The 22,513-nt window shown below is 55.3% G+C and carries 30 protein-coding genes, 1 tRNA gene and 1 pseudogene; 20 read left to right on the top strand and 12 right to left on the bottom strand.

Going from position 1 to position 22,513, the window contains the following annotated elements; translation table 11 throughout:
• Positions 1-58: 58 nt before the first annotated feature.
• The 6 genes from A7Q00_RS01850 to A7Q00_RS01830 form a co-directional block, all read right to left on the bottom strand.
• A complete protein-coding gene (locus tag A7Q00_RS01850) occupies positions 59-829 on the bottom strand; it encodes a head maturation protease, ClpP-related (RefSeq protein WP_064088948.1) in 771 nt (256 codons plus the stop codon).
• On the bottom strand, positions 795-2,048 hold the full coding sequence (locus A7Q00_RS01845) for a phage portal protein (protein WP_064088947.1): 1,254 nt from the start codon (positions 2,046-2,048) through the stop codon (positions 795-797). Before A7Q00_RS01845 ends, A7Q00_RS01850 begins: the two co-directional genes overlap by 35 nt.
• A complete protein-coding gene (locus A7Q00_RS01840; RefSeq protein ID WP_064088946.1) occupies positions 2,045-3,718 on the bottom strand; it encodes a terminase large subunit in 1,674 nt (557 codons plus the stop codon). The genes A7Q00_RS01845 and A7Q00_RS01840 overlap by 4 nt, the downstream gene beginning before the upstream one ends.
• Positions 3,706-4,434, bottom strand: coding sequence for a hypothetical protein (locus A7Q00_RS01835; protein ID WP_156503689.1), 729 nt, complete (start codon positions 4,432-4,434; stop codon positions 3,706-3,708). Before A7Q00_RS01835 ends, A7Q00_RS01840 begins: the two co-directional genes overlap by 13 nt.
• Positions 4,435-4,570: 136 nt before the next feature.
• Positions 4,571-4,933, bottom strand: a complete 363-nt coding sequence (locus tag A7Q00_RS12655) for an HNH endonuclease signature motif containing protein (protein ID WP_082887706.1) — start codon at positions 4,931-4,933, stop codon at positions 4,571-4,573.
• Positions 4,934-5,074: 141 nt separating this feature from the next.
• On the bottom strand, positions 5,075-5,470 hold the full coding sequence (locus tag A7Q00_RS01830) for a hypothetical protein (protein WP_064088944.1): 396 nt from the start codon (positions 5,468-5,470) through the stop codon (positions 5,075-5,077).
• Between the two features lie 12 nt (positions 5,471-5,482).
• On the opposite strand from A7Q00_RS01830, the gene A7Q00_RS13245 reads away from it, so the two are divergent.
• Entirely contained in the window at positions 5,483-5,635 is a 153-nt protein-coding gene (locus A7Q00_RS13245; protein WP_156503688.1) for a hypothetical protein, read from the top strand.
• Between the two features lie 252 nt (positions 5,636-5,887).
• Here A7Q00_RS13245 and A7Q00_RS01825 read toward each other — a convergent pair whose 3' ends face one another.
• Together A7Q00_RS01825 and A7Q00_RS01820 are read right to left on the bottom strand one after the other, a co-directional pair.
• Entirely contained in the window at positions 5,888-8,782 is a 2,895-nt protein-coding gene (locus A7Q00_RS01825; RefSeq protein WP_064088943.1) for a DUF5906 domain-containing protein, read from the bottom strand.
• Between the two features lie 150 nt (positions 8,783-8,932).
• A complete protein-coding gene (locus A7Q00_RS01820; protein ID WP_064088942.1) occupies positions 8,933-9,154 on the bottom strand; it encodes a transcriptional regulator in 222 nt (73 codons plus the stop codon).
• Positions 9,155-9,266: 112 nt separating this feature from the next.
• Here A7Q00_RS01820 and A7Q00_RS01815 point away from each other — a divergent pair, with 112 nt between their 5' ends.
• The 14 genes from A7Q00_RS01815 (at position 9,267) to A7Q00_RS01760 (ending at position 15,536) form a co-directional block, all read left to right on the top strand.
• Positions 9,267-9,938 (top strand): S24 family peptidase, encoded by a 672-nt coding sequence (locus A7Q00_RS01815; RefSeq protein ID WP_064088941.1) that lies wholly within the window; start codon positions 9,267-9,269, stop codon positions 9,936-9,938.
• Between the two features lie 205 nt (positions 9,939-10,143).
• Positions 10,144-10,374 carry a hypothetical protein gene (locus tag A7Q00_RS01810; protein WP_064088940.1) on the top strand — a complete coding sequence of 77 codons (231 nt, stop codon included), beginning with the start codon at positions 10,144-10,146 and terminating at the stop codon, positions 10,372-10,374.
• A 46-nt stretch (positions 10,375-10,420) separates the two neighbouring features.
• Positions 10,421-10,900 (top strand): hypothetical protein, encoded by a 480-nt coding sequence (locus A7Q00_RS01805; RefSeq protein WP_064088939.1) that lies wholly within the window; start codon positions 10,421-10,423, stop codon positions 10,898-10,900.
• A gap of 21 nt (positions 10,901-10,921) precedes the next feature.
• Positions 10,922-11,278: a hypothetical protein gene (locus A7Q00_RS01800; protein ID WP_245637504.1), complete on the top strand. Its 357-nt coding sequence runs from the start codon at positions 10,922-10,924 to the stop codon at positions 11,276-11,278.
• Between the two features lie 39 nt (positions 11,279-11,317).
• Positions 11,318-12,172, top strand: coding sequence for a DUF2303 family protein (locus A7Q00_RS01795; protein WP_064088937.1), 855 nt, complete (start codon positions 11,318-11,320; stop codon positions 12,170-12,172).
• Positions 12,173-12,588: 416 nt separating this feature from the next.
• Positions 12,589-12,852, top strand: a complete 264-nt coding sequence (locus tag A7Q00_RS01790) for a hypothetical protein (protein ID WP_064088936.1) — start codon at positions 12,589-12,591, stop codon at positions 12,850-12,852.
• Positions 12,849-13,415 (top strand): hypothetical protein, encoded by a 567-nt coding sequence (locus A7Q00_RS01785; protein WP_064088935.1) that lies wholly within the window; start codon positions 12,849-12,851, stop codon positions 13,413-13,415. Before A7Q00_RS01790 ends, A7Q00_RS01785 begins: the two co-directional genes overlap by 4 nt.
• Positions 13,412-13,585 (top strand): hypothetical protein, encoded by a 174-nt coding sequence (locus A7Q00_RS13240; RefSeq protein ID WP_156503687.1) that lies wholly within the window; start codon positions 13,412-13,414, stop codon positions 13,583-13,585. Before A7Q00_RS01785 ends, A7Q00_RS13240 begins: the two co-directional genes overlap by 4 nt.
• Complete coding sequence (locus tag A7Q00_RS01780) at positions 13,582-13,818, top strand: hypothetical protein (RefSeq protein WP_064088934.1); 237 nt, start codon at positions 13,582-13,584, stop codon at positions 13,816-13,818. The genes A7Q00_RS13240 and A7Q00_RS01780 overlap by 4 nt, the downstream gene beginning before the upstream one ends.
• A 12-nt stretch (positions 13,819-13,830) precedes the next feature.
• The gene (locus A7Q00_RS13235) at positions 13,831-13,971 is read left to right on the top strand and encodes a hypothetical protein (RefSeq protein WP_156503686.1); all 141 of its coding nucleotides are present in this window, start codon (positions 13,831-13,833) and stop codon (positions 13,969-13,971) included.
• Positions 13,968-14,306, top strand: a complete 339-nt coding sequence (locus A7Q00_RS01775; protein ID WP_064088933.1) for a hypothetical protein — start codon at positions 13,968-13,970, stop codon at positions 14,304-14,306. The genes A7Q00_RS13235 and A7Q00_RS01775 overlap by 4 nt, the downstream gene beginning before the upstream one ends.
• A gap of 2 nt (positions 14,307-14,308) precedes the next feature.
• A complete protein-coding gene (locus A7Q00_RS01770; protein WP_064088932.1) occupies positions 14,309-14,788 on the top strand; it encodes a TRM11 family methyltransferase in 480 nt (159 codons plus the stop codon).
• A complete protein-coding gene (locus tag A7Q00_RS01765) occupies positions 14,785-15,252 on the top strand; it encodes a DUF551 domain-containing protein (protein ID WP_064088931.1) in 468 nt (155 codons plus the stop codon). The genes A7Q00_RS01770 and A7Q00_RS01765 overlap by 4 nt, the downstream gene beginning before the upstream one ends.
• The gene (locus A7Q00_RS01760; protein ID WP_064088930.1) at positions 15,249-15,536 is read left to right on the top strand and encodes a hypothetical protein; all 288 of its coding nucleotides are present in this window, start codon (positions 15,249-15,251) and stop codon (positions 15,534-15,536) included. The genes A7Q00_RS01765 and A7Q00_RS01760 overlap by 4 nt, the downstream gene beginning before the upstream one ends.
• Before the next feature lie 25 nt (positions 15,537-15,561).
• On the opposite strand, the gene A7Q00_RS01755 is transcribed toward A7Q00_RS01760, so the two are convergent.
• Both A7Q00_RS01755 and A7Q00_RS01750 read right to left on the bottom strand, forming a co-directional pair.
• The gene (locus A7Q00_RS01755; RefSeq protein WP_064088929.1) at positions 15,562-16,572 is read right to left on the bottom strand and encodes a site-specific integrase; all 1,011 of its coding nucleotides are present in this window, start codon (positions 16,570-16,572) and stop codon (positions 15,562-15,564) included.
• 218 nt (positions 16,573-16,790) lie between these two features.
• A tRNA-Glu gene (locus A7Q00_RS01750) sits at positions 16,791-16,866 on the bottom strand.
• Between the two features lie 273 nt (positions 16,867-17,139).
• On the opposite strand from A7Q00_RS01750, the gene A7Q00_RS01745 reads away from it, so the two are divergent.
• From A7Q00_RS01745 to A7Q00_RS13230, 5 genes and pseudogenes are all read left to right on the top strand, one after another.
• Entirely contained in the window at positions 17,140-18,039 is a 900-nt protein-coding gene (locus tag A7Q00_RS01745; protein WP_064088928.1) for a recombination-associated protein RdgC, read from the top strand.
• Between the two features lie 74 nt (positions 18,040-18,113).
• On the top strand, positions 18,114-18,650 hold the full coding sequence (locus A7Q00_RS01740) for a surface-adhesin E family protein (protein WP_064088927.1): 537 nt from the start codon (positions 18,114-18,116) through the stop codon (positions 18,648-18,650).
• 67 nt (positions 18,651-18,717) lie between these two features.
• A complete protein-coding gene (locus A7Q00_RS01735) occupies positions 18,718-19,233 on the top strand; it encodes a surface-adhesin E family protein (RefSeq protein ID WP_064088926.1) in 516 nt (171 codons plus the stop codon).
• A gap of 95 nt (positions 19,234-19,328) precedes the next feature.
• Positions 19,329-19,895 carry a dCTP deaminase gene (dcd, locus tag A7Q00_RS01730; RefSeq protein ID WP_064088925.1) on the top strand — a complete coding sequence of 189 codons (567 nt, stop codon included), beginning with the start codon at positions 19,329-19,331 and terminating at the stop codon, positions 19,893-19,895.
• A 474-nt stretch (positions 19,896-20,369) separates the two neighbouring features.
• Positions 20,370-20,476: pseudogene (locus tag A7Q00_RS13230) on the top strand (IS5/IS1182 family transposase); the annotation flags it as partial.
• Positions 20,477-20,728: 252 nt separating this feature from the next.
• Here A7Q00_RS13230 and A7Q00_RS01720 read toward each other — a convergent pair.
• Together A7Q00_RS01720 and A7Q00_RS01715 are read right to left on the bottom strand one after the other, a co-directional pair.
• On the bottom strand, positions 20,729-21,811 hold the full coding sequence (locus tag A7Q00_RS01720) for a TerC/Alx family metal homeostasis membrane protein (protein WP_064088923.1): 1,083 nt from the start codon (positions 21,809-21,811) through the stop codon (positions 20,729-20,731).
• Between the two features lie 47 nt (positions 21,812-21,858).
• The gene (locus A7Q00_RS01715) at positions 21,859-22,302 is read right to left on the bottom strand and encodes a hypothetical protein (RefSeq protein ID WP_064088922.1); all 444 of its coding nucleotides are present in this window, start codon (positions 22,300-22,302) and stop codon (positions 21,859-21,861) included.
• Positions 22,303-22,513 lie beyond the last annotated feature (211 nt).

Genomic DNA, 22,513 nt, shown 5'->3' with positions numbered 1-22,513 from the left:
ATTTCCTTTTCAAAAAATAGTGCCGCAGCTGCGGCGGGGTTACTTCGCTAAAAATATTTCAGACGGCGGCACCGCCCAAAATAGCCACCTGCGCCGCCCGTGCCAAAGCGGCGCGGTCGGGCTGCGGTTCGGGTTCGGCCGGCGGCTCGCTCTTGGCTGCCGGGGCCGGCGGGTTGTCGGCGTGCGCGGCCGGGGCGTTTTGGTAGGCGGACAAATCCCAGCGGTTTTGCGCCGCATTGCCTTCCGCCACGCGGTCGGCAAAGCCTTTCGCCACTGCCTCGTCGGCATCCAGCCACGTTTCCGCCGCCATCATTTCGGCCAGTTCGTCCTCGGGCAGCCCGGTGCGGTCGTGGTAGGTTTTTGCCAGCGAGCCGTCCACCTTATCCAGCAGGTCGGCTTCTTTGCGCAGCTCATCGCTATTCCCCCACGCCATCGACCAAGCCTTGTGAATCATGAAAAACGCGCCTTGCGCCATCTCGATTTCATCGCCCGCCATCGCCACAAACGAAGCGGCGGAAGCGGCCAGCCCGTCCACATACACAATCACCTTGGCCGAATGCTGGCGCAGCGCGGTTTCCATCGCCCGCCCGGCAAACACCGAGCCGCCGGGCGAATTGATGCGCAGGTGGATGGTGTCGGCCTCCAGTCCGGCCAGCTGTTTCACAAACGATTGCGCCGACACGCCGCCGTACCATTCCGCCTCCTCTTCGGTGGCCACGATGGCATCGTAGAGATACACCGTGGCTTCTTTGCCGTCGGCGGCGGCCTTGATTTCAAACTGCCCCCGGCCACGGTTACGCGCCAGCAGCCGCATCAGGTTCTGCTTCATCTTGATTTCCTCTAAAAAGCACATCGCCGCCCGCCAAGGGCGGCAGGTTTTCCGCACGGCGCACCTCGTTTACCGTCATCCAGCCCGGCTCGCCGGCGCGCCCCAAGGCAATGCGGTAGGATTCGTTGCGGCTTTTCAGGTCGCCGCGCTCAATGCCCTTGGTGTTAAATTCGCAAAACAGGCCGTTGCCCACATTGCACTTGCGGTTGATTTCCTGCTCAAACTTCACCAAATGCCGCTGCATGGTGTATTTCACAAAACCCAGCGACATTTGCTCAATCCCGCTGCCCCACGATGTGGTTTTTTCCGTCATGCCGATCATGTGCGGCGGCACGCCGAAAATCTGCGCGATTTCGTGCGCCTGCAGCTTGCGCGTTTCCAAAAGTTGGGCATCCACGGCGGTCATGGTGATCTGCTTCAAATCCATGCCGCCGGTGAGGATAACCGGGGCGCCGCTGTTGGAAACACCGTTGTAGCGCGCCCGCCATTGCTGGCGCACCAAGTCGATTTGCTCGCCACCCAGTTTCGTGCCGGCCGGCGACTGCAGCACCAAATCCGGCCGCATCCCGTCGCCCAGAAACGCGCCGGCCTGATTGCCCGCGTCGGTGGCAATGTTTACCGGCTGGCGCAGCACATAGCTGATTTGGCTCATGCCGCGCTTGCCGTCAAAACCCAAACCGGGAACGTGCAGCACGTCATCTTGGTCGTACACCAGAATCTGCCCGTCATCGTTGTACAGATACAGCAGCCGGCCGTCTTGCTTGCGCACCTCTACTGTGAGCGGGTGCAGCGGCGTGAGCCCGACAATGCGGTTGCTGTACAAGCTGGCGCGGTCGATGCGGAAAAATGCGTCGCCGTGCAGCAGCAGTGATTGCATGGCGAATTCCCAGCCCAACGCCGCCGTCCAGCGGGTCTGCATTTGCTCGTTCAAAATGCGCCACAAATCATTGCGCACCCGCTCGCGCCCGTTGTCGGTGTGGCGGTACAGGTGCAGCGGCATGGAGGCCAGCGCGCCGGAGAGCAAGCCCACGCAGGCATACACCGTGCCCTGCGAGAGCGCCGCCGTTTCCGACAAGGGCTTGCCGTAGCCTGCCGCGCCGCCGGTGAGCCAGGCATAGGCCGGCGTGCCGGGCACGATGCCGGAGGCTGGCGCCGGGTTGGCACCCGCCGCCTGCGGTTCGGCCTTTTGGCTGCCTGAAAACCATTTAAAAAGTCTCATAGTGTGATAATCCCCGGGCTGTCCATGCCCAATTTCGGGTCTTGCATGATGTTCACCGCGCAAAACAACGCAATCACCGGGTCGATTTTCGCCACCCCGGCCGCCTGTTTGGTGATGTACACCGCATTGCCCCGCAGTTCGGCCTTGGCATTGGCAATACTCCACGCCAACAACGGCTGACCGCCGTGAAACAACCGCCCTTCGCCCAGCTTTTGCTCGGCCATTTTGATGTCGTTGGTAAGCTGGTAGCCCTGTTTTACCCCGGTGGCATCGCTATCCACGAAACCGTGCCGATTGAGCGCATCCAAAATCACGCTGTTGCGCGCCGGGTCGATGCCGATGCCGCCGAGCAGCCCGCAATCGCGTACTTCGGCAATCAGCGCGGCCATTTGCTCGTATTCTTGGCCGAATTCATCGACAATCTGCAAATCGCCCTGCCGCTCGAAATCAAGCAAAAGCGGCGCAATCTGCTTGCGCCGCTCCAATACCACCCGGTTCACCCATGCCCGGCTCCAAACCAGCCAGCTTTCCGGGTCGGCCTTCAGCCGCCCCAACAGCACGAACCCCAACAGGTCGTCCATGCCGCCGCCGTCGATACCGGCTGTTACCACATCGCAATTTGCCAGCAGGTAGGGCAGCCCGGCCATTTCCGGGCGCGCCTGCCGCTCCCAGAAATCGGCGCCCACCCAGCGGTCGTTGCGCAGGTTCAGCCCGATTTCCACATTCAGGTGTTTGGCGTAAAACTCGGCTATTGCCTCGCCGCCCTTGGCTTCCGCCTTCTGTTTCAACGTCAGCAGGGTGCGAACATCCACACTGGCCCCGAGGTTCGGGTTGGTGATGTGGAAATTGTCTGGGTTTTCGTAAGCCTTGCTGTCCAGCATGGCACGCGGAAATTCATACAACACCGGCAGATAATTGGGGTTCACCACTTTGCCGTCGCGCACGTCGCGCGCCAAATCCAGCTCCGCCTTAAACACCCCGGCCGGCGGCTCGGTGGATTGGGTCGAAAGTTTGATTACAAAGCCGTCGATGCGCGACAACAAGCCGCCGGTGGCTTCGGTGATGATGGATTCGGCGTTGGCTACCTTGCCGAACAAGTGCAGCTCGTCAATCAGAATCCCCGTCGCCTTCGAACCGCCCACGGTTTTATCATCCGCCGCCACCACTTTCAGCGTGGCGCAGGTTACGCGGTTGGTGATGGTACGGGTGTGCGGCTGAATGTGATAGGTAGCATTCAGCGCCGGGTCGGAACGGATCATGTCCCACGCCGGTTTGAAGCTGTTATCCGCCACCTCCTTAGTCGGTGCCAAAATCAAATATTCCGAGCTTTCGCGCTCGTCTAAATCCATCGCCGTTAGCATGATGGCGGCGGCGATGGTGGATTTGCTGTTTTTTTTGGAAATCAACAGGAAAAAATCGTTGATTTCGCGGCGGTAGGTAGTCGGGTGCTGCGCGCCGAAAATTGCGCCCACGAAGTCATACACCCACGGCCGGGTTACATCGCCGATGCGCGGCTGGCCCAGCACATCCCGCAATACCAGCGAGGCGAAGAACTGCACCGCCCGATTCGCCATATCCGGGTACAGCGGGCGCACCGGCACCAGACTTTCGCCGGCCATAATGCGCCGCTCCCAGTCCGGCAGGGCGGTTGTCCACTTTAATTTGTCCATACCGGCACCTGTCCTTTAAACGGCGCGGCTTGGCCGCCCGTCTCTTCGCCGGGCCCGTCTCCCGTTTCAAACAGCGGAGCGCCGCCATCGGTTGGCCGCCGAGCGTAGCGCAAGCGCTGCGCCTGCTCCAGTTCGGCTTCCTTCTTGTTTTGTGCGGCGGGTTTGGCCATGGTGTATTTCGCCTTAGCTTCCGCTGCCGCCTGTTTCTCTTTGTGCGAGGCGTGCGGGTTGATCAGCACGCTGTCCCAATATTGCAGGGGCTCGGTAGTTGCCCCCAACCGGCGGCAAAACACCTGCACAAGTTCGCAAAACAGCGCGTCTGCCGTATCCGCCTGCTCCAACCACGCCTTGATTTTCGGCGCAGTGATGCCCCAAACCGCCGGCATCGCCGCCAGCACCGCCTCTGCCACCACCTGCAGCTCGGCCGCCTTGGCATAACGCAGCCAAGCGGCCACATCATCGGCACAAAAAAACGGCAACCCGTTCTGGATTGCCGTTCTATTCTGTTTTTCCCCTGCCGGCGGGCTGTAGTATTCCGGCCAGCATGAAGCGATAAAGGCGCGCACATCCGCATCCTTCGCCCAGCGCGACCCTGAAGCCGCCGCACACTTCTCACTGCAGCCGATTTCCAACGCCGCCGCCCGATTCGATATTCTCTCCGGCTTGGCGGCAACAATAGCTTCCGCAAAGCTACGTTTTTTTCCAACCAAAGCCATAAAAAAACCTTTAAAAACAATATATAAAAATAATAAACAAGCCTTTAACGCTAAAGCATTAACAAACCCACCCAAAACACACTAAAAAATGCGCGTGAGAGGGCGGGCGGTCTAGGGCGGAAAGGGCTGTAGAGTTTTATACCCCCCTGCCTACAAACCGCCTACCTTGCCGCTCTTGTTTTTGCTTGCGGCTGTCGTGGCAATGTTTGCAAAGCGGCTGCCAGTTTGTGCTATCCCAAAACAAAGCATCATTGCCACCGTGCGGCTTGATGTGATCGACCACGGTAGCCGGTATTACTTTGCCATCGGCTGCACACATCGCGCACAGCGGATGTTCCGCCAGATAGTGCAGCCGGGCTTGTTGCCAGCGGTAGCCATATCCGCGCGCCGTGCTGCTACTGCCTTTCGCGCGCCGCGCCGATCCGGATACCCCAGCGGGAATAGAAATGCGGCTGGTTCCGGAATCTAGCCGGCCAGCCGCCTTTTTAAGTCGTCCCATCTTAAACCACCCAAACCAAAACCGCCCTGCGTATAAGGCAGGGCGGATTGGAAACATTTTATTGCTACATCAAGGATACATGGGCTATATACAACTTAACCCATGCTTGCATATTATGCTACGCGCAGTTTACATAAACTGTCAAGCAGCTTTTAACATCTTTTTTAACCGCGCATCGTCAAACACCGAATTAACAGCCGAATCGCGCAGCTTATACATCGTTCGGCGCGACACCCCCAAATCCGCCGCCATCTGATCCACAGTGCCGGGTTGTTGGTAGTATCGGCGCACCACCGATTTAGGGATCATCGGCAGTTGGTTCACGGCACGGTCGATTTGCACAAACACCGAATCCACATCCGCACCGTAGGAGAGCACCACCGAATGGAAGCCTCCACCGCCGGGCGTGCCGCCCGCCATCAAAATGTTTAAAGAACTCGGCTTGTAGCCGCTCGGCCCTACCTGCACAGCCCGGCGTCTCCAATCCGCCCATTCGCGCATCAGCGCATCTTTCGAATCCTCGGAAAAATCAAACACAGCATGATACTCATGCCCCTTTTGTTACCTCTTACGCGGCAGCCCTCTGCCGCTTTTTTATTGTGCCGTTATTTTACTAAAAACCGCGATAAAACAACAGACAAAGCGGCAAAAAAATCCCTTGTTTTTAATGTTGGCACATTTGGAACATTTGTGCCATTTTAAAACCGCCTGAAAAGCCCGCCCTTGCTGGATTTGTTCCAAATGTTCCAAATGTTCCAATATATTTTAAGCGCGCATAAGAAATAAAAAAAAGAGAAGGCAAGAAGACAGAATGCACGCGGGAAACACGCATAAAAAACACGCGCACGTGCGCGTGAATTTTGGCGGAACATTTGGAACATTTGGAACAAATCCTTATTTCATGCGGTTTTCGGCGGTGGTGGGAAATGGCACAAATGTTCCAAGTGTGCCATTTTAAACGCTCTCTGCGCGGGTGATGTCATCCACTGCCCGCTCAAACTCAAACAACTGCCGACCGAGCGCATCCTGTTCCGCCTCGCCCTGAAGTAATGGGGCGTTGGGGCAAAGAAACACCCAAAACTGCCGCGCCGTCGAACTGCCCTGATAACCACGCACCCAAGATTTGCGCCGTGGACGCTTGCTGGCAATATGCTGCAAAAACTTGCTGCGGCTGATTTCACGCTCGTTGTTTACCCTGCACCACCAGCGATACAGCCGCACCATATCATCCGTGCGCGCCGCCGCGTTCGGCGGAATCACAATATCCCCACGGGCAATCTCGCCGTTTTCGAGCTCGTGGAAAAACGTCTGCCACCCATACCGTCCATAATTGATCACATTGGCCTTAGCCTCCGTCATCGGCGGTTTGGTGTGCGGGTCGAAACGCGGGGCGTTTTCCGCTTCGATTTCCACCACCGCGTCCGGCTGTGTGGGGGCATCGACAGGCTGCCTAGTGTAATTGATAGTGAGCGGCAAAGACAACAGCAGCATAAAAAACTGCAGCACCCCGTCCGCGCCCAGCTCCTCCTCCAATTCCGCCCGCAGGCTTTCAGGTAGCCTGTTTTTCGGCCAAATCACAAAGTAGCGCCGGTCGTTTTCCTCGATTTTAAACGGCTGCGCCTCGTTGGATAAAAATACGCAGTTGATGTGGTTGGCCTCTTCGTAGCTGTCCACAAACTTGCGCTCGATGCGCATCGTTTTGCCGGTAATCATGTGCTTCATCGCGCCCGTCTGATCGTATTTTTGCTTGGTATTAAAAACCTCCTCGAAGACAATAAACAGCTTGCCCGAGCGGTTGCCCGTGTAGTTGCTCTCCAAATCCGACTGCCCCAGCGTGGCCGCGTAATCGCCGTACATCGGCTTGATAATCTCTTCAAACAGCAACGACTTCCCCGCGCCGTGCACATCGCCGTGCATCACCAGCGAAGTAGTCAGCTTCGCCCCCGGGTGCTGCAGCGGATAAGCCAGCCAGTTATACACAAACTCCATCATCTGCAAATCATGGTTACACAAATGCGCAATCAGCTTTTGGATGGCGCGGCAGCCCGGGTACAAATCCAACACATCCAGCCACCAAGTCGGCATTTCCTCGCGCGGGCGCGGAAACTGCACCTTGTCCGCCAGCGGCAGCCCGCGATAGATATTGATGTACTCGTCCGACATTTCCCGCCCGGGCTCAAACACCACGCGGTCAAAACGTTTCACAATGCGCGCCGGGCTGTCTTGCCAAATCTTAAACTGGCTGCCCATCGCCAGCTTGGCAGAGCCCTGGTCAATCATGCGCCACAGCTTGTTGTCCCAAATACTGGAGCTGCCGTCCAAATACACATAGCGCGCCATCATATCTTTTAAATCGTCGTCTTGGGCTACCTGAAACGCCGCCCGGTCGCGTTTTAACTTATTGACCTCATACTGGGTCATCACCGGCGCACGACCCCAATTAAACCAGTTATCCACCGATTTTTTGCAAAAATGGTCGGTCAGCGCCTTGCGGCTGTATTCCACGCCCGTTTTCCGGCTCACCGCGCGGCTTTTGCCTTCGATGAGGGCAAATTCCCGTTTCAGCCGGTCGAAGTTTTCCTGATAGCGGCTTTCTCCCTCCGGTGTTTCGGCGGTTTCGGGCATATTTTCCCCGCCGCCCCCCGTGTTTTCGCGTGCCTCGCCTTCCGGCGGCTCGCCCCCCGTGGCGGGTGCGGGAGGCGGGGTAGCCTGTTTCAGGTAGCCTGAAGCCTGCGCCGCCGCCAACACCTCAGCATATTCGGCGGTGTAATCCGCCAAATGCTGCCAGCTCAACGCCGCCAACGCATCGATAAGCTGCCCGCGGTCGGCCAGCGCATCGGCAATATCGTAGCCCGCCGGCCACACGCCCGGCTCAGGCGTGTGCACAAACGCCACCTTGCAGCCCTGCGCCGTCAGCCGTTCGGCAATGCCCAGCATCGCCGCCATGCCCGGCTGCGCGTATTTGTCCAAATACGGCTTGCTTGCCGCATCCGCGCCCGCCTTGCGCTCGGCGGCAGTCAGTTTTTCCCGCTGCGAATCGCAGTCCGGCCACAAGATGACGCGCCGGTTCTGCACCGCCGACCAATCCGTCTTGTCCCAGTTGCCCGCGCCGCCGTGCCAAGTAATCACCGCATAGCCCAGCTGCGCCGCATCCGCCGCGTTTTTGCACTTTTCGCCTTCCACCACCAGCACCGGGCGCGCCGGGTCGGCCGCCAGCGCGTCCAAACCGTACAGCGGGCGCAAACCCTGCCAGCCGCGCCAGCGCCACATTTTTTCGTGCGTGTCCAAATTTTCGCAAAACGTGTAGGGCAGGTCGATTTTCGAGCCGTCCGACTTGATAAACCGCGCCACCGCGCCGAGCACCTGCCCGGCCGCATCGCGGAACACCGAAGTAAACACCGGCTCGGCCCGCTCGCCTTGGCGGAACGAATGGCGGAAATTCATCGTTTTTAAGGCGTATGGCGGCACCGGCACAATCGGCTGCCAGCGCGTATTTTTGCCCGGCTTGGCCGCATTGCTGCCATCCAGCGCCACCTTTTGCACCGGCGCAAAATTACCCAGGCTCAAACGCTCGGCAATCGCCCGCGCCGCCTGCGCCGTATTGCAGCTGTTCAGGTAGGCATACAGGTCGATTAAATCCCCGCCCTTGTCGCCCGTGGCAAAATCCGCCCACTGCCCGCTGCGGGTGTTGATGCGGAAGCTGCCCAGCTTTTTATCCGCGCGCGTGGGATTGAGCGCCACAAATTCATGCCCGTCATAGCGGCCGGAAGGCAGCCATTCCGCCAGCAGATTGTCCACCGAACTTAAAGCAGCACTTGAAATAGTGGCAAAATCAATAGATTGGCTCATAACACAGCTTTCAGGTAGCCTGAAAAAGGCGTAAAAAAAGCCTGCCCCTGCGTACACAGCGGCAGGCGGTATAAAAAAACGGCGGAAAAGAAGAATAGAAAGCCGCCGAAAACCCCGGCACAAGGGAGGGAGTGCCGAAGAAAGAGGAAACTAGGCGGCCAGCTCCGGCCAAATTTGCGCAAAATCATTCGGGCGCAAATCGCGACGGGTAACCTTGCCCTCGGTATATCGCTCAATCTGCAAGCAATATTTAATCGGCACAGGACGCCTACCCATCACAAGATGATTAACAAAGCCAGGCGTAACATTAAGCAGCTTCGCTAAGGCTAGCTGGCTGCCAGGGTGTTTTGTAAAGTATTCGCGGATGTCCATTTATCAAATCTCAATTTATTTGCTAAATATTATACCTGAGATAAACTAAATTGCAATACCCATGATAAATTAGCAGTGGTATATAGTGCGTATATCACGAAAGGCTAAAATCATGAATCGCGTAGATAGACTGAAAACCTTGATTGCAGAACAATTTGAAGGCAGCCAAAAAGAATTTGCCAAAGCCATCAAAAAAAGCCCATCGCAAATCAGCCACTGGCTGAATGGTGTGCGTGCTATTGGAGATGGTGTTGCCGCGCAAATTGAAACCGCGCTAGACCTGCCGCGCGGCTGGATGGATGGCAAAGAAAGCCGTGGAGATGTTTATGTGGCCGATACCGCCGAGCCGCGCCCCGGCTTTATCCGCATTGAGCTGATGAATAAGCCAGCGGTTGCCGGCAGTAGCGAAGATGACCAAACCGACCTTGAGCCATTAAAGATGATCGACGTGTCCGAAGACTGGGCGCGCAAAAAATTTGGCAAGGCCATCAGGAAAATACGGCTGTTTTGGGCAAAAGGCGATTCAATGGAGCCAACCATTTCAGACGGGGATTTGCTGTTTGTGAACGTGAGCAAAAATTACTACGACGGCGAGGGCATCTATGTGATTTCCTCCAATGTGGGCGGTTTCCGCGTGAAGAGGCTGGAGGTGCTGCTTACTGGTGAATTGAGCATCATCAGCGACAACCCGAAATACAAACCGCAAATCATCAGCGAAGACAATCAAGACATTGTGAGGATTGACGGCAGCGTAGTGGCTCGCTGGACGTTAGACTTCATGTAATCTTTGATAATCAATGAATTAAAAGGCTACCTGAACTTCAGGTAGCCTTTTTTTATCTTTTGTCAGAAAAAATATTCTTTTATATATCAATAGTCAATCTAAATTTACCATTAAATTTATCATAAAGTTTATCTTAGGTATTGCAATATAGTTTATCTTTGGTAAAATACGCTCCAACAAATCAACAACACATGGAGCAAATCAAATGTCATCCACCATCCACATTGCAAACGTTATGGATTCCAGCATCGCCAACGCTCATCGTGAGTGCACCGTTGGACGTATCTTCAAACAGATTTGCAACTTCCGCCGCCGCCCGCACTACCTAATCGAGATGCTCGACGGCAACCGCATCATTTGTTCAGACCGCGTGGCAGCCTGCGCCGAAGCCCGCAACCTATCCTGCACCTACTTTATCGAGCCCATTATCCACTAAAAAAGCCGCCTGCCCGCCCGGGCAGGCTACCTGAAAAGGAAACCAAGTGAAAACCTACCCCATCATGCTGCCCAGCCACGGCGGCGAAGACGTACAAGCCGCCACCCTCACCGAATACCAAGACGGCAGCTGCAGCATCGAAACCGGCAGCAGCATCACCACCGACCACAAAGCCGCCGCTATCGACGTCATCAAGCGCCGCTGGCCGTCCGCCTACATCGCCGAAGCCGTGCGCGTCGAGCCTGAAGCCGCACCCGAACCCACATTGGGCGATTTGCTGAACCTCGCCGTGCGCCTGAACAGCCCCACCTTAAAAATCGACGTGGAATTTAACGCCGAGCAAAACGTACTCTATATCGATACCAACTTCCGCCACGCCGACCGTCGAGACCGCCTGTGCGAAATCCGCCTCAATCCGAATAACCCTCACACCACCGCCGACGGCCTGATGTTGGCTGCAAAAACCCAAGCCGCCATCGACTGGCTGACCGATTTATACAAGCAATCCGGCAATCCCGCCGCCTAACCCTCTCATATGGAGACCATCATGAACCAAGATAAAAAAATCATCCCCGCCACCACGATGCTGCGCGCCATCAACAGCGGCCTGCTCGATACCGAGCTGGGCGAAGCCATCAGCGCCGCCGTAGCCGCCTGCCTGTCGCACGGCAAACGCGCCACGGTCACGCTCAAGCTGACGATTGACTCGCAAAACATCAAAGACGGCACCGTGCGCATCAGCCACGACATCGCCAGCAAGCTGCCGAAAGAAAAACGTGAGGGCGGCATCGTATTCGCCACCCCCGAAGGCAACCTCACCACCGAAGACCCCGCCCAAGCCAAGCTCGACCTGCAGGGCACGGGCGAATCCACCAAAGTAATCAAACTCACCGGCACCAAATAAGTGCCATTTACCAACCCACTTAAAACAGGAAATCCGACTATGGAAAACCAAAACGACATCATCCGCACCGCACTGGACGCGGCACAAAAACCCTTTATCGCCGCCATGCCCGACGGCACGCCGGTAGTATTTAACCCAAACGGAAACGGCGGGTGGAACTACAACAGCTACAGCCTCAACCGCGCCGAACCTGCCCGCAAAAAAGGCTTCGCCACCGCCCACGACCTAGACAGCCTCATCGCCTACGTCAAAAAACACCAAACAGCAGGCACGGAAATCTACATTAATGCCGATTTCCTGCGCGGCGACATCGGCATCCGCGCCGTGCTCAACGGCGATACCGCCGAAGCCAGCGGCTTTAAGGATTTTGGTATCGACTACCAACCGGTATTTACGCCAGCCGCCCGCGAGTGGAAGAGCTACAACGGCGAAAAACTGAACCAAATCCAGTTTGCCGGCGTGCTCACCAACAACGCCCGCGACATCGTGAGCTCCAACCCGGACGACCCGGCAGCCAAATACCCCACCGGCTCCGAAGTGTTGGATTTTGCCCTAAACCTCGAATACACCGAGAAAACCACCTTTAAACAAGGCTACCGCGAGCAAGACGGCCGCATGAATTTTGTGTTCCAGAGTGAGGACGCGGGCAAAACCGACACCACCCTGAAAGCCTTTGAGAAATTCGGCGTGGCCTTTACCCCGTTTTTGGGCGGCAAAACCTACTTTGTCGAGGCGCTGCTCAAATTCCGCATCGACAAAAACAACGGCGGCTTAATCCTGTGGTACGAGCTGCAACAGCTGCACCGCGTAATGGAGCTGGCCGCCCAAGACATCGCCAAAGCCCTGCGCGAAGCCCTGCCCGAACTGCCGATTTACAACGGCAAACCGGCTTAAACCTTCCCGCCGCCTGAATCAGGCGGCATCGGGCAGGCGGTTGCCGCCCACAACGGCGGAGCGGTCTCTCCTTTACCCGCGCATCACAGCCGCCTGCCCCATGCCGAGGAGCAAAAAATGAACGAAACCACCGTACAACTTACCCTAATCACCCTAGCCATTATCACGCAGGCCATCGTGCTGTTGCAGGCAGCCTGCATCCTATTGTTGTAATCATGTGGTAGTGCCCATGCCCCAGCCGCAGGTGGGAAAACGGCGGCAGCAGGCCACGGAAAAAGCAAAGACCGGCCTTATCGCAACACCCAAATACGGAGCCGGAGACCTGCACCCAACCCATTTCAGGTAGCCTGCCGCAAGGCAGGGACTAAAACCAAGCAATCAACTGATTTTAAAACCAAACAACCCGGGACTAAATCATGAAACCCGTTATCCTCAAACTGATTTGCGCCGCCATCGCCGCAACCGCGCTGGCCGCCGTGCCCAATATCGACGCGCACGACCCCTATCTGCAGCCCGCCGCGCAAAACAGCGCCAGCGAGCCCACCAGCGCCGAAATCATCGCCGCAAAAGACCTGCAGGCCGAAGCGGCAGCAGCGGCAGCGGCAAGGCAATACGAAAGCATGACTGATTACGAGGTGATGCGCGGCGTGGTGTACGAGCCCGCAGGAGAGCAGCCATGACCATTAAAGCAGGCTTGCCCGCACAGCGAAAAGTGGCGGAATTACTGTCGGATGGGAATTGGTACAGCGTTGCCAGCATCGCCAAAAGCACTGGCTTGGGCGCGGAAGCCATTGATGTTTTATACCGAATGGAACAAATCGGCGCGGTCGAGTGCGAAATCATCGGCGGGCGCTCAAGATACCGCGATGCCGCGCAAGCAGGCAGCCTGAAGCCGCAACCGCGCAAAAAGCCCGGGCCTAAACCGAAAACCAAACCCGAGCCAGCGCGGCAACCGGCACCGCAGCCGGAACCGCCGCCGCAGGCCGTGCAGGCAGAACCACCCGCCAGCGCCGCCGAACTACTAAGCGAAGACGACACCGTGGCCGTACCGTTTTTACCCATCAAAGCCAACGCAGGCGAACAGCCAATCAGCGAGCGCACCCTGAAAATCGGCGGCTTTTCCGACGGCAGTTTTGCCATCAGCCGCAGCCACGGCATCCGCAGCGAAATCACCCTCACCCGCGAAGAGGCGCAGCAGGTAGTGGCGTTTATCCAGCGCTTTATACATATGGAGGCAGCATGACAATCTGTTTAGACGTCAATTATTTCTGTCGCCGTATCGCAGAAAAAGAGCAAGAGCTGGCAGCCGCCGAAGAAATCGGCGACACCTCCGCCGCCGAAGAGGCCAGCCGCGACTTAAAAAGCTGCAGGCGATTTTTGGCAAAGTTTGAAACGCAGGAAAGGAAACAATGACCGCTACCTGCCTAACCTGCCGCCACTGGAAAACCACCTACAAAAGCAGCAGTGGCGAAATCAAACCCGTGCCCATGCTGCGCCACTGGATGGCAGCCTGCGCCCACGGCGAAAGCTGGCGCTCGCTGCCCTACAAAACCCCGGCTTGCAACAAATACCAAGCTATCAGCCCCGCCGCCTTACAACGACGGAAAGAAAAAATCGCCGAAATCCAAAACACCCCTTACAGATAAGGAGACCGAAAAATGAAAATCGCCCGAGCCACCCCCGAAGATATTAATGCTTTATGCGACCTAGCCTTTGCCGTAGATGCCATCAACGCAGGCAGCATCCCACCTGCCGAAGGTGGCGAAGATAGCGAACCGATAAACAAGGAGCAACCATGACCCATCAATTTAAATTCGGCGATATGGTTCGCCATAAAAAATATGGTATCGGGGTTATTTCATATGTAAAGGAGGGTAACATTGATTTTTATGTTTCTTTTAAAGACGATTCGCGTTTTGATGCTTGGATAAACAGAGAAAGCTTAGAACTCATCCCTCATCCCGATACCGTCCGGTTGGATTTTATCGAGCGCGCCATCCCGATTTCAGGCTGCCTAAAACGCGAAATGAATATGGGTTGGCAGCTACAAAACGAGGATAACAAGCCGACCGCGCCAAAATTACTACTGCGTGATGCAATAGATGCGGCCATACAGGCGGAAGAGGCTACCTGAAAATGCCACCCATCCTAGACCCATGCTGCGGCAGCCGCATGATGTGGTTTGACAAGCAAGACCAGCGTTGCCTGTTCGGCGACCTGCGCACCGAAAGCCACTACCTGAAAGACCGTGGCAACCTGCGCCACCTCGAAATCCACCCGGATGTGCGGCTGGACTTTACCGCGCTGCCATTTGCCGACAACAGTTTTAACTTGGTGGTTTTCGACCCGCCGCACCTTGTACGGGCCGGGAAAAAATCATGGTTGGCCAAAAAATACGGCCAGCTCACCCAAGACTGGCGCGACGACATCAGCCAAGGCTTCGCCGAATGCTTCCGCGTGCTCAAGCCCGGCGGCGTGCTGATTTTTAAGTGGAATGAAGACCAAATCAAAGTGCCGCAGATTTTGGCGCTCACGCCGCACCAACCCTTATTCGGACATCCCACCGGCCGCCACGGCCGCACGCATTGGTTTACTTTTATGAAGGAGCAATCATGACACCTGAAAGAATCGAACAAGAGCGCCTGGCGTTTGAGGCATGGATGGCCGAGCTATATCCAACTAACCCGCAAACGGAACGAGTAGGCGACGAATACAGCCGCCTCGGCACACAGTACAAATGGGAAGGCTGGCAAGCCAAAGCCGCGCAATCCGAATGGATAAGCGTGGAGGATAGCCTGCCTGAAGATGATCCAAAATTAATGTCCAAAGGCTCTTTGGGCACTAATCAAAGATATTTTATTTATCCAAATCCGCTATCGAAATTTAGTCCAGTTGTTCCGGCAGTTATGATTGCCTACCGATGTTTAGACCAGGAAACGGGAGAATATGTTTGGGGAGACTCCATGATGTACCCGTCCTTATCTGTCCAAAACATTACTCACTGGCAACCAATTAAATCGCCAGCACCACCCCACATACCCGATCACATCCAGCGCGGCGGAACTAGAGGTAAAACATGAACGAGATTAAAACCATCCTATCAATGGTGCAGGAGCTGCACAACAATCAGCAGCGCGGCAGGCTGGCCGGACTCACCGAAGATTCGGCCATCCTGATCGATACCGCTGATATTGCGGAAATGATGAATTATTCCTACAGCCACACCTACAACAAAATCGTCTGCCGCCCCGATTTTCCCGCGCCGGTTGACCCTGAAAAACGCCAGCGCGGCAGCGGCAAAAAAAACCGCCGCTGGATAGCCGGCGACGTCGTAAAATACATCAAATCATGCAGACAGCAATAAACAAGCGGCCAATCGGCCGCTTTCCTTATTCCAATTTTTCCGCCAAATCCTCCACCGTGGGCGCGTAGTAGGTATTGAGCAAAATTCGCAAATCACGGTGTCCCGAAATCTTAGCAAGCTCCATCGGCGAATATATCTTGGCCAGCCGCGTCAGCGCCTCACGCCGGGCATCATGAAAATGCAGGTTTTCCAGCAAGCTGCGCCGCTTGAGCTTGCGAAACAGCGCATCCAGCGAACCGCTGGTGATATTAAACACAAAAGCATTTTCGCGCACCGTTTCCATCTGCCGCAAAATCGCCACCGCCTTGCTACTTAGCGGCACATTGCGCGGGTGGCCGTTTTTGGTAAGCGGGATATGTACATAGCGGCGATCATAAAACACACAATCCCACGTCAGCATCACAATTTCCCCCGCCCGCATCGCCGTTTCCAACGCAAAATAAAACGCTGCCGCCGCCCGCTGCGTGCGCGCGCTCGGTACGCAGTCAGGCGTATAACCGCCCGCAAACGCCACCGCCGCCGCATCCTCATCCGTTACCCGCTGCGTGCGAGCCAGCCCATCTGCAGGTTTATCCAGCCGCTGCATAAAGTTTTCAGGTAGCCAGCGCCATTGCTTAGATGCCACCGTCAAAACATTAGACAGCAACACCCACTCCCGCCGCAGCGTGGCCGTACTCACCTCTTTTTTGCGCTCATCCGCCCACGCCTGGAACTGCAGCTCCGACAAATGCGGCAGCCGCACCTCCGCCAACGGCGTGCGCAGCACGCGGTTGATGATATTAGTCTCATTGCGCCAGCCGTGTTTGTGCACCGATACCTCGTTTTTATACCGCTCCAGCACATCGGCAAACGGCACATTCGGCGCACCACCAAAGCGCAGCGTGCGCCACTCATTTTCGATTTTTGCCGCCCAAGCCTCCGCCTCCGCCTTGCGCGGGAACGAAGCCGAGCGGTTTAGCGCCGGCAGCCCATCCCGAGCCACCCGCCGCACCTGCGCCAACCACATACCGTTAGATTTTTTGCGGATAGATGCCATTGCTTTTTACCTCCGAGCCGTTGCAACGCTGTTGCAAATTGCGTTGCAAATCCGTTGCAATTATAGGCACAAACAGAGCAAAACAGAAACAAAAAAGCACAAATGAGAGGTAAAGCAAGAGCAGGCTATGAATAGCCAATAATTGAAAGATGCGATTGAATTATAAAGATAAAATGAAATTAGCCCGCACCTTTTTCAGGTTGCAGGCTAATAGAAACTGGCACGCCCACGGGGATTCGAACCCCGGTTGCCGCCGTGAAAGGGCAGTGTCCTAGGCCTCTAGACGATGGGCGCGTGCGGGAAAGAGCGCGCATTATACCGATGCAAAGTGCGCTGTCAAGCGGCGGTGGGCGCGGGCGGTTTTGAAGTTGCCTGAGGGCGGGCGATTGATCCGTGCAGCTGCGATGCCTTCAATTTGTACAGCCTGGGTTCGCTTTATTGAAGCTCACGTTTTCAGGTAGCCTTTGGCAGAAGCAAGCCTGCACGGGGAGTTGTGGCGGAAACGGCAAACCGGCCGGATTGGCGGTATAATGCCGCGCTTTGAAACAGACGGAAACAGCAAGCAAAATGTGGTTTAAACAAGTCAGCTTTTATCCCCTAAACAAAGACAAACTGCCGGATTTGGAAACCCTGTCCGCCAAGCTGCAAGAGGCCGAATTTGCCCCGCCGCAGGGTTTGGACTGGTTTGGCGAAGGCTTTGCCCCGCCGGAAGGATTTTCGCCGGAATTGGTGTTCCCCGCCGATTTCACTTGGAGCGTGGCGCTGAAAAAATCCGAAAAAGTGCTGCCCGCCGGGGTAATCCGCGAGATTTTGGACGACAAAATCGCCGAAATCCAAGAAGCCGAAGTGCGCACCGTGGGGCGCAAAGAAAAGCAGGAGCTCAAAGAACAAATTACGGACGACCTGCTGCCCCGCGCCTTCACCCGCAGCAGCAGAACGCAGGCCGTGTGCGACACGCGCAGCGGCTTCCTGCTGGTGAACCAGGCCTCGGCCACCCGTGCGGAAAACCTGCTGGCCAAGCTGCGCGAAGCCTTGGGCGGGCTCGAAGCCAAGCTGCCGAACACCAAACAATCGCCCTCTTCGCTGATGACCGAATGGCTGCTGCAAGGTGCGTGCGGTGGCGGTTTTGAGTTGGACGATATGTGCGAACTCAAAGGCACGGGCGATGCCGCGCCCACCGTTCGCGTGTCGAAACAAGATTTGACCGCCGACGAAGTGGTGCAGCACGTGAAAACCGGCAAAACCGTGACCCAGCTCGGCCTCGTGTGGCGCGAGCAGATTGCCTTCGTGCTCACCCAAGACTTCACGCTCAAACGCATCCAATATCTTGATGTATTGCAGGAAGAGGCCGAAAGCCACGGCGACGATGCCGCCAGCCTGGCCTTTGCCTCGCAAATCCTGATGGCCGAAGCACTCTCCGCCCTGTTGCAGGAATTGGTATCGCTTCTGGGCGGCTGGCAGGATTAAACGCCGGTTTTTCAGGTAGCCTGCGTCTCCCAAAGGCTACCTGAAAACAGTAGGAAACATAAAAAGGAAAGAGGATGATGTGGAAAAGTGCTTTACTGGCTTTACTGCTGTTTTCAGGTAGCCTGTATGCCCAAGGGCAACCCAACCACCAGCCCGGTTTTGAACAGATAAAAGAGGGGGATAACCCCGTGTATATAAGCACCATCGGGGTGACGGAAATACCGGAGAAACCAGATGTGGTTACTTATCCGTTAATTTCCAACATCACAGCGGATATTCCCGGCTTCAGCCTAGCTAAAGGCTCTTCCGTGGTGGTTACAATGGAGATGAACTGTCGTACAGGACAGGGTAAGACATATGGTATGAAAATGTATAGCGAGCATTTCGGCCGGGGCAGGCTGACACATGATTTTACTGGTTTACAGTGGGAGCGAGATGCTAGCTTGCCCAATTTGCACAGCCAACCAGCTATTACTACCTATCTGCTGGCTGCCGTTGTGGCCTGTTCCACAGTAGGGAAGCCGCTTGGCGGTACACCTGATGTGCTCCAAAATATTCAAGATATTATCGAACGCGAACAAGCTGCAAACCGGGTTCGCCATAGGCAATAATTTTCAGGTAGCCTGCAGTGAATGGGCTACCTGAAAACCAAACACATCTTCCGCAAAGGGATTAAATATGAAGAACAGGATATTGTTAGCCTTACTGCTACTCTCAGGCAGCCTGCATGCCCAGGGGGAAACTGACGAACCGGGCTTTATCAAAATCGCCCAACGGGCAAACCCGTTATATTTGAGTGTGCAAGGCATTGCCTCTGTGTCCGGCAAACCGAACACAATCACCTATCCGTTGGTTACTAATATCACTACAGATCAGCCGGGCTATCCCTCAATTAAGGGGCAATCAATCGTGATGACCGTAGAAATAGACTGCCAAACCGGGCAGGGGCGGGTATATGGTATGCGGGTACATAGCCAATATTTTGGGCGTGGGCGGTTAGTGCACAACTTCACCGCCACAGATGGGGAGGAAACTATTAACCTGCCCGAATTATACAAACAGCCAAATACTTCTATTTATTTGGTTAGCACCGCCATTGCCTGTCAAAAGGTTGGCAAACCGCTTGCTGGCGACCCCGAAATCCTGCGGGATATTTTGAATGGACGTGGCAGAAGCACTTCGCCTTGGCAATAAAAAACCTTCCATATCAACACAGCCTTTGTCTACCTGAAAGAATAAATGGAAATTTTCAGGTAGCCTTCAACTAACCCCAACCCAGGAAAAATACCATGACCATCAAATCCGACAAATGGATACGCCGCATGGCCGAACAGCACGGCATGATTGAGCCGTTCGAGCCGAACCAAATCAAAGAACACGACGGCCGCCGCATCATTTCCTACGGCACGTCCAGCTACGGCTACGACATCCGCTGCGCCAACGAATTCAAAATCTTCACCAACATCAACAGCACCATCGTCGATCCGAAAAACTTCGACCCGAAAAACTTCGTCACCGTGGAAGACGACTGCTGCATCATCCCGCCCAACTCCTTCGCACTGGCACGCACCGTGGAATATTTCCGCATCCCGCGCAACGTGCTGACCGTGTGCCTGGGCAAATCCACCTACGCCCGCTGCGGCATTATCGTGAACGTAACCCCGTTCGAGCCGGAATGGGAAGGCTATGTGACGCTGGAATTCTCCAACACCACGCCGCTGCCCGCCAAAATCTATGCCGGCGAAGGTGTGGCGCAAGTCCTTTTCTTCGAGAGCGACGAAGTGTGCGAAACCTCCTACAAAGACCGCAAAGGCAAATACATGGGGCAAACCGGTGTTACCCTGCCCAAGGCGTAAGGCTGGCGGCATGAAAAAAGGCTACCTGAAATTTTCAGGTAGCCTATTTCGCACGAGATATCAATGATGAAACATTTTGAGATTTTAACTGACGCACCTTCTATCGAAGCATTACGCCATCTGCTTGGGCAGCCTGTGGTGGAGATTTATACGCATCGAATCATTGAGCACCATACTCCTTTGCGCTACCCCTTCGATGAAACCGAACCTCAAGATGATTTCTACATGTCGGATCAACTGTCTGGCAATTGCTGGCTGTTCCCATGCCAAAATCAATATGTGCACATTGCAACGGATTGGGGCGATTTGCAAGAATTATATTGGCGCGATTTTTATACACGCGATTGCAAAATATTGGCAGAAAAGGATATAAAAGGCTCAACTTTGTTTATTAAGTTAGAACAGCCATTTATCCTGGATAGCGTGAGGCAAATTAAACTTTATGCGTGGCAGGCCTCGGAAGATATTGGTATTTATAGTGAATTAAATTTAAATCAGGACAAGGCGACGAGCCGCAGACAGTACAGATAGTACGGCAAGGCGAGGCAACGCTGTACTGGTTTAAATTTAATTCACTATACTAAGCGATTGCGCGGTTAGACTGATTGCAGAGAATGGGCAATCTATCATGATTGCAAATGACAGCAACATTCTGGGCTCCAGCCGAATTATTCTGCGCCCAGAATTCCAAAAGCGGTTTATAGACAAATTCTGCGCATTTCCAAGAATGCTCATCACACAGAGCGGTGTTCAGTTGAATGTTTTCAGGTAGCCTCTACACGCAAGAGAGGCTACCTGAAAATTTGTTTGCGGCGGGCCGCTGTGTTTGATGTTTACGGCTGTTTGTCTGGCTCTTCTGTTTTGCTTTTTTCCGGGAACACGAAAGAAGCAGCCACGCCCAAGGCCAGCACCACCAGCACCACCGCCAGCGAGGCGTTGGGCGAAATTTCGTAGCCGTGTTGGAACAGGTGCGCGGAGGCGGAAAGCGCCAGCTTCGCCGCGATAAAAAACAGCAGCGCCACCACGGCTTTTTCCAAGTGCACCAAATAGCCGCGCAGGGCTTCGAGCACGAAATACATGGTGCGCAGGCCGAGGATGGCGAACATCATGGCGCTGTACACAATCAGCGGCTCTTTGGATACGGCAATCACCGCCGGCACGCTGTCGAAGGCAAACATCACGTCGGAAATCTCGATAACGGCCAGGCACAAAAACAGCGGCGTGGCCACCAGCGCGCCTTTTTTTACCGGCTGCGGATGGTGTTGTTCCGGATGTTTCAGGTCTTTGCCGGCCGGCTCGAGGCGCACGTCGGGGTTTTGGCGGCAGGCTTCGGTGAGCTCGTGGCCGTGCAGGAAGAAATTGTGCCCGTAGAGGCGCGGCCATACCGGGAAGAAACGGTGTACCCAGCGGTAGGCCAGGTGGTCGGAGTAGTCTTCGTTTTCGTCTTCATCGTCGCCGGCTTTAAGCATCATCACCGCCGTCCAGCCGACAATCAGCGCAAACACCAGTTCGACATACGGCCCCAGCGCCAGCAGGCCGGTACCGATGGCGACAAACACCATGCGGAACACAATCGCGCCGATAATGCCCCAATAGAGCACGCGGTGGCGGTAGCCTTCCGGCACTTTGAACCAGGCGAAAATCGCCATCATCACAAACAGATTGTCCACCGACAGCACTTTTTCCAGCGCATAGCCGGTGATAAACAGGCTGGCCGTCTCGCTGCCGTGGTGGAACCACAAATAGCTGCCGAACGCCAGTGACACCGCAATCCAAAACACCGACCACAGCGCGGCGCTTTTGAGCGACATGGGCTGGTCGCTGCGGTGGGCAAATAGGTCGATGGCAATCGCGCCTACAGAGAGGACAACGAAAACGGCAACGGTTTCCAGCGGAAAACCTAAATGGGTGGTCATGGGAGGGAATCCTTATGGTGGTGTGTACGGGCTACCTGAAAAACCGGCTATACCTGAACAAACATTTTGTTATACTCAATCTTGCTGCGTGCAAACACAATGACCAGCCGGTCTTCGCCTTTGGGGATTTGCTTGCCGCTCATGCCGCCGATGCACACGCCCAAGTCGGGAATGGTGAGATAGTATTTATCCTCCACATAATCGTATTGTTCTTTCCAGGCGGCAATGCTCTCGGCAGAGAACACGGGCAGGCCGTTTAGCGTGGGATTGGTGTGTTTGTTGCATACAACGGCCTTCAGCGTTTTGCCCTGATTTTCATATATCAGCTCGCAGGCGGAACGGTATTCGGTGGTTTGGCGCAGGATGTTGTCGATTAGGATTTTTGAGGCCTCGCCCCATTCTTGGTTGATGCTGTCGAACGTGGCATCCAAACGGAACATCTCCGAGTTGGTGCGTACCGATTCGAAGGGGGTGATGATGAAATCGTTCATGGCGTCGGATTGGGGGAGGGTGTTTAACTGGAGGAGTGTGTGCAGAGGCTACCTGAAAATTTCAGGTAGCCTTTCGCAGGGCGGCATTGTAATCCAAGCTGCCTGAGGCGGCAGCAAAATTTGCATATTGCTGCAAAAAGCAGCACGAATTGCTTGCCGTATGGACAGGATGTAATTGAGGCTACCTGAAAACCCCGCTGTGTAAAAATAG

This window comes from Eikenella halliae, assembly GCF_001648475.1.
Classification (GTDB): Bacteria; Pseudomonadota; Gammaproteobacteria; order Burkholderiales; family Neisseriaceae; genus Eikenella; species Eikenella halliae.
This window is presented reverse-complemented; position numbering and strand designations above follow the sequence as displayed.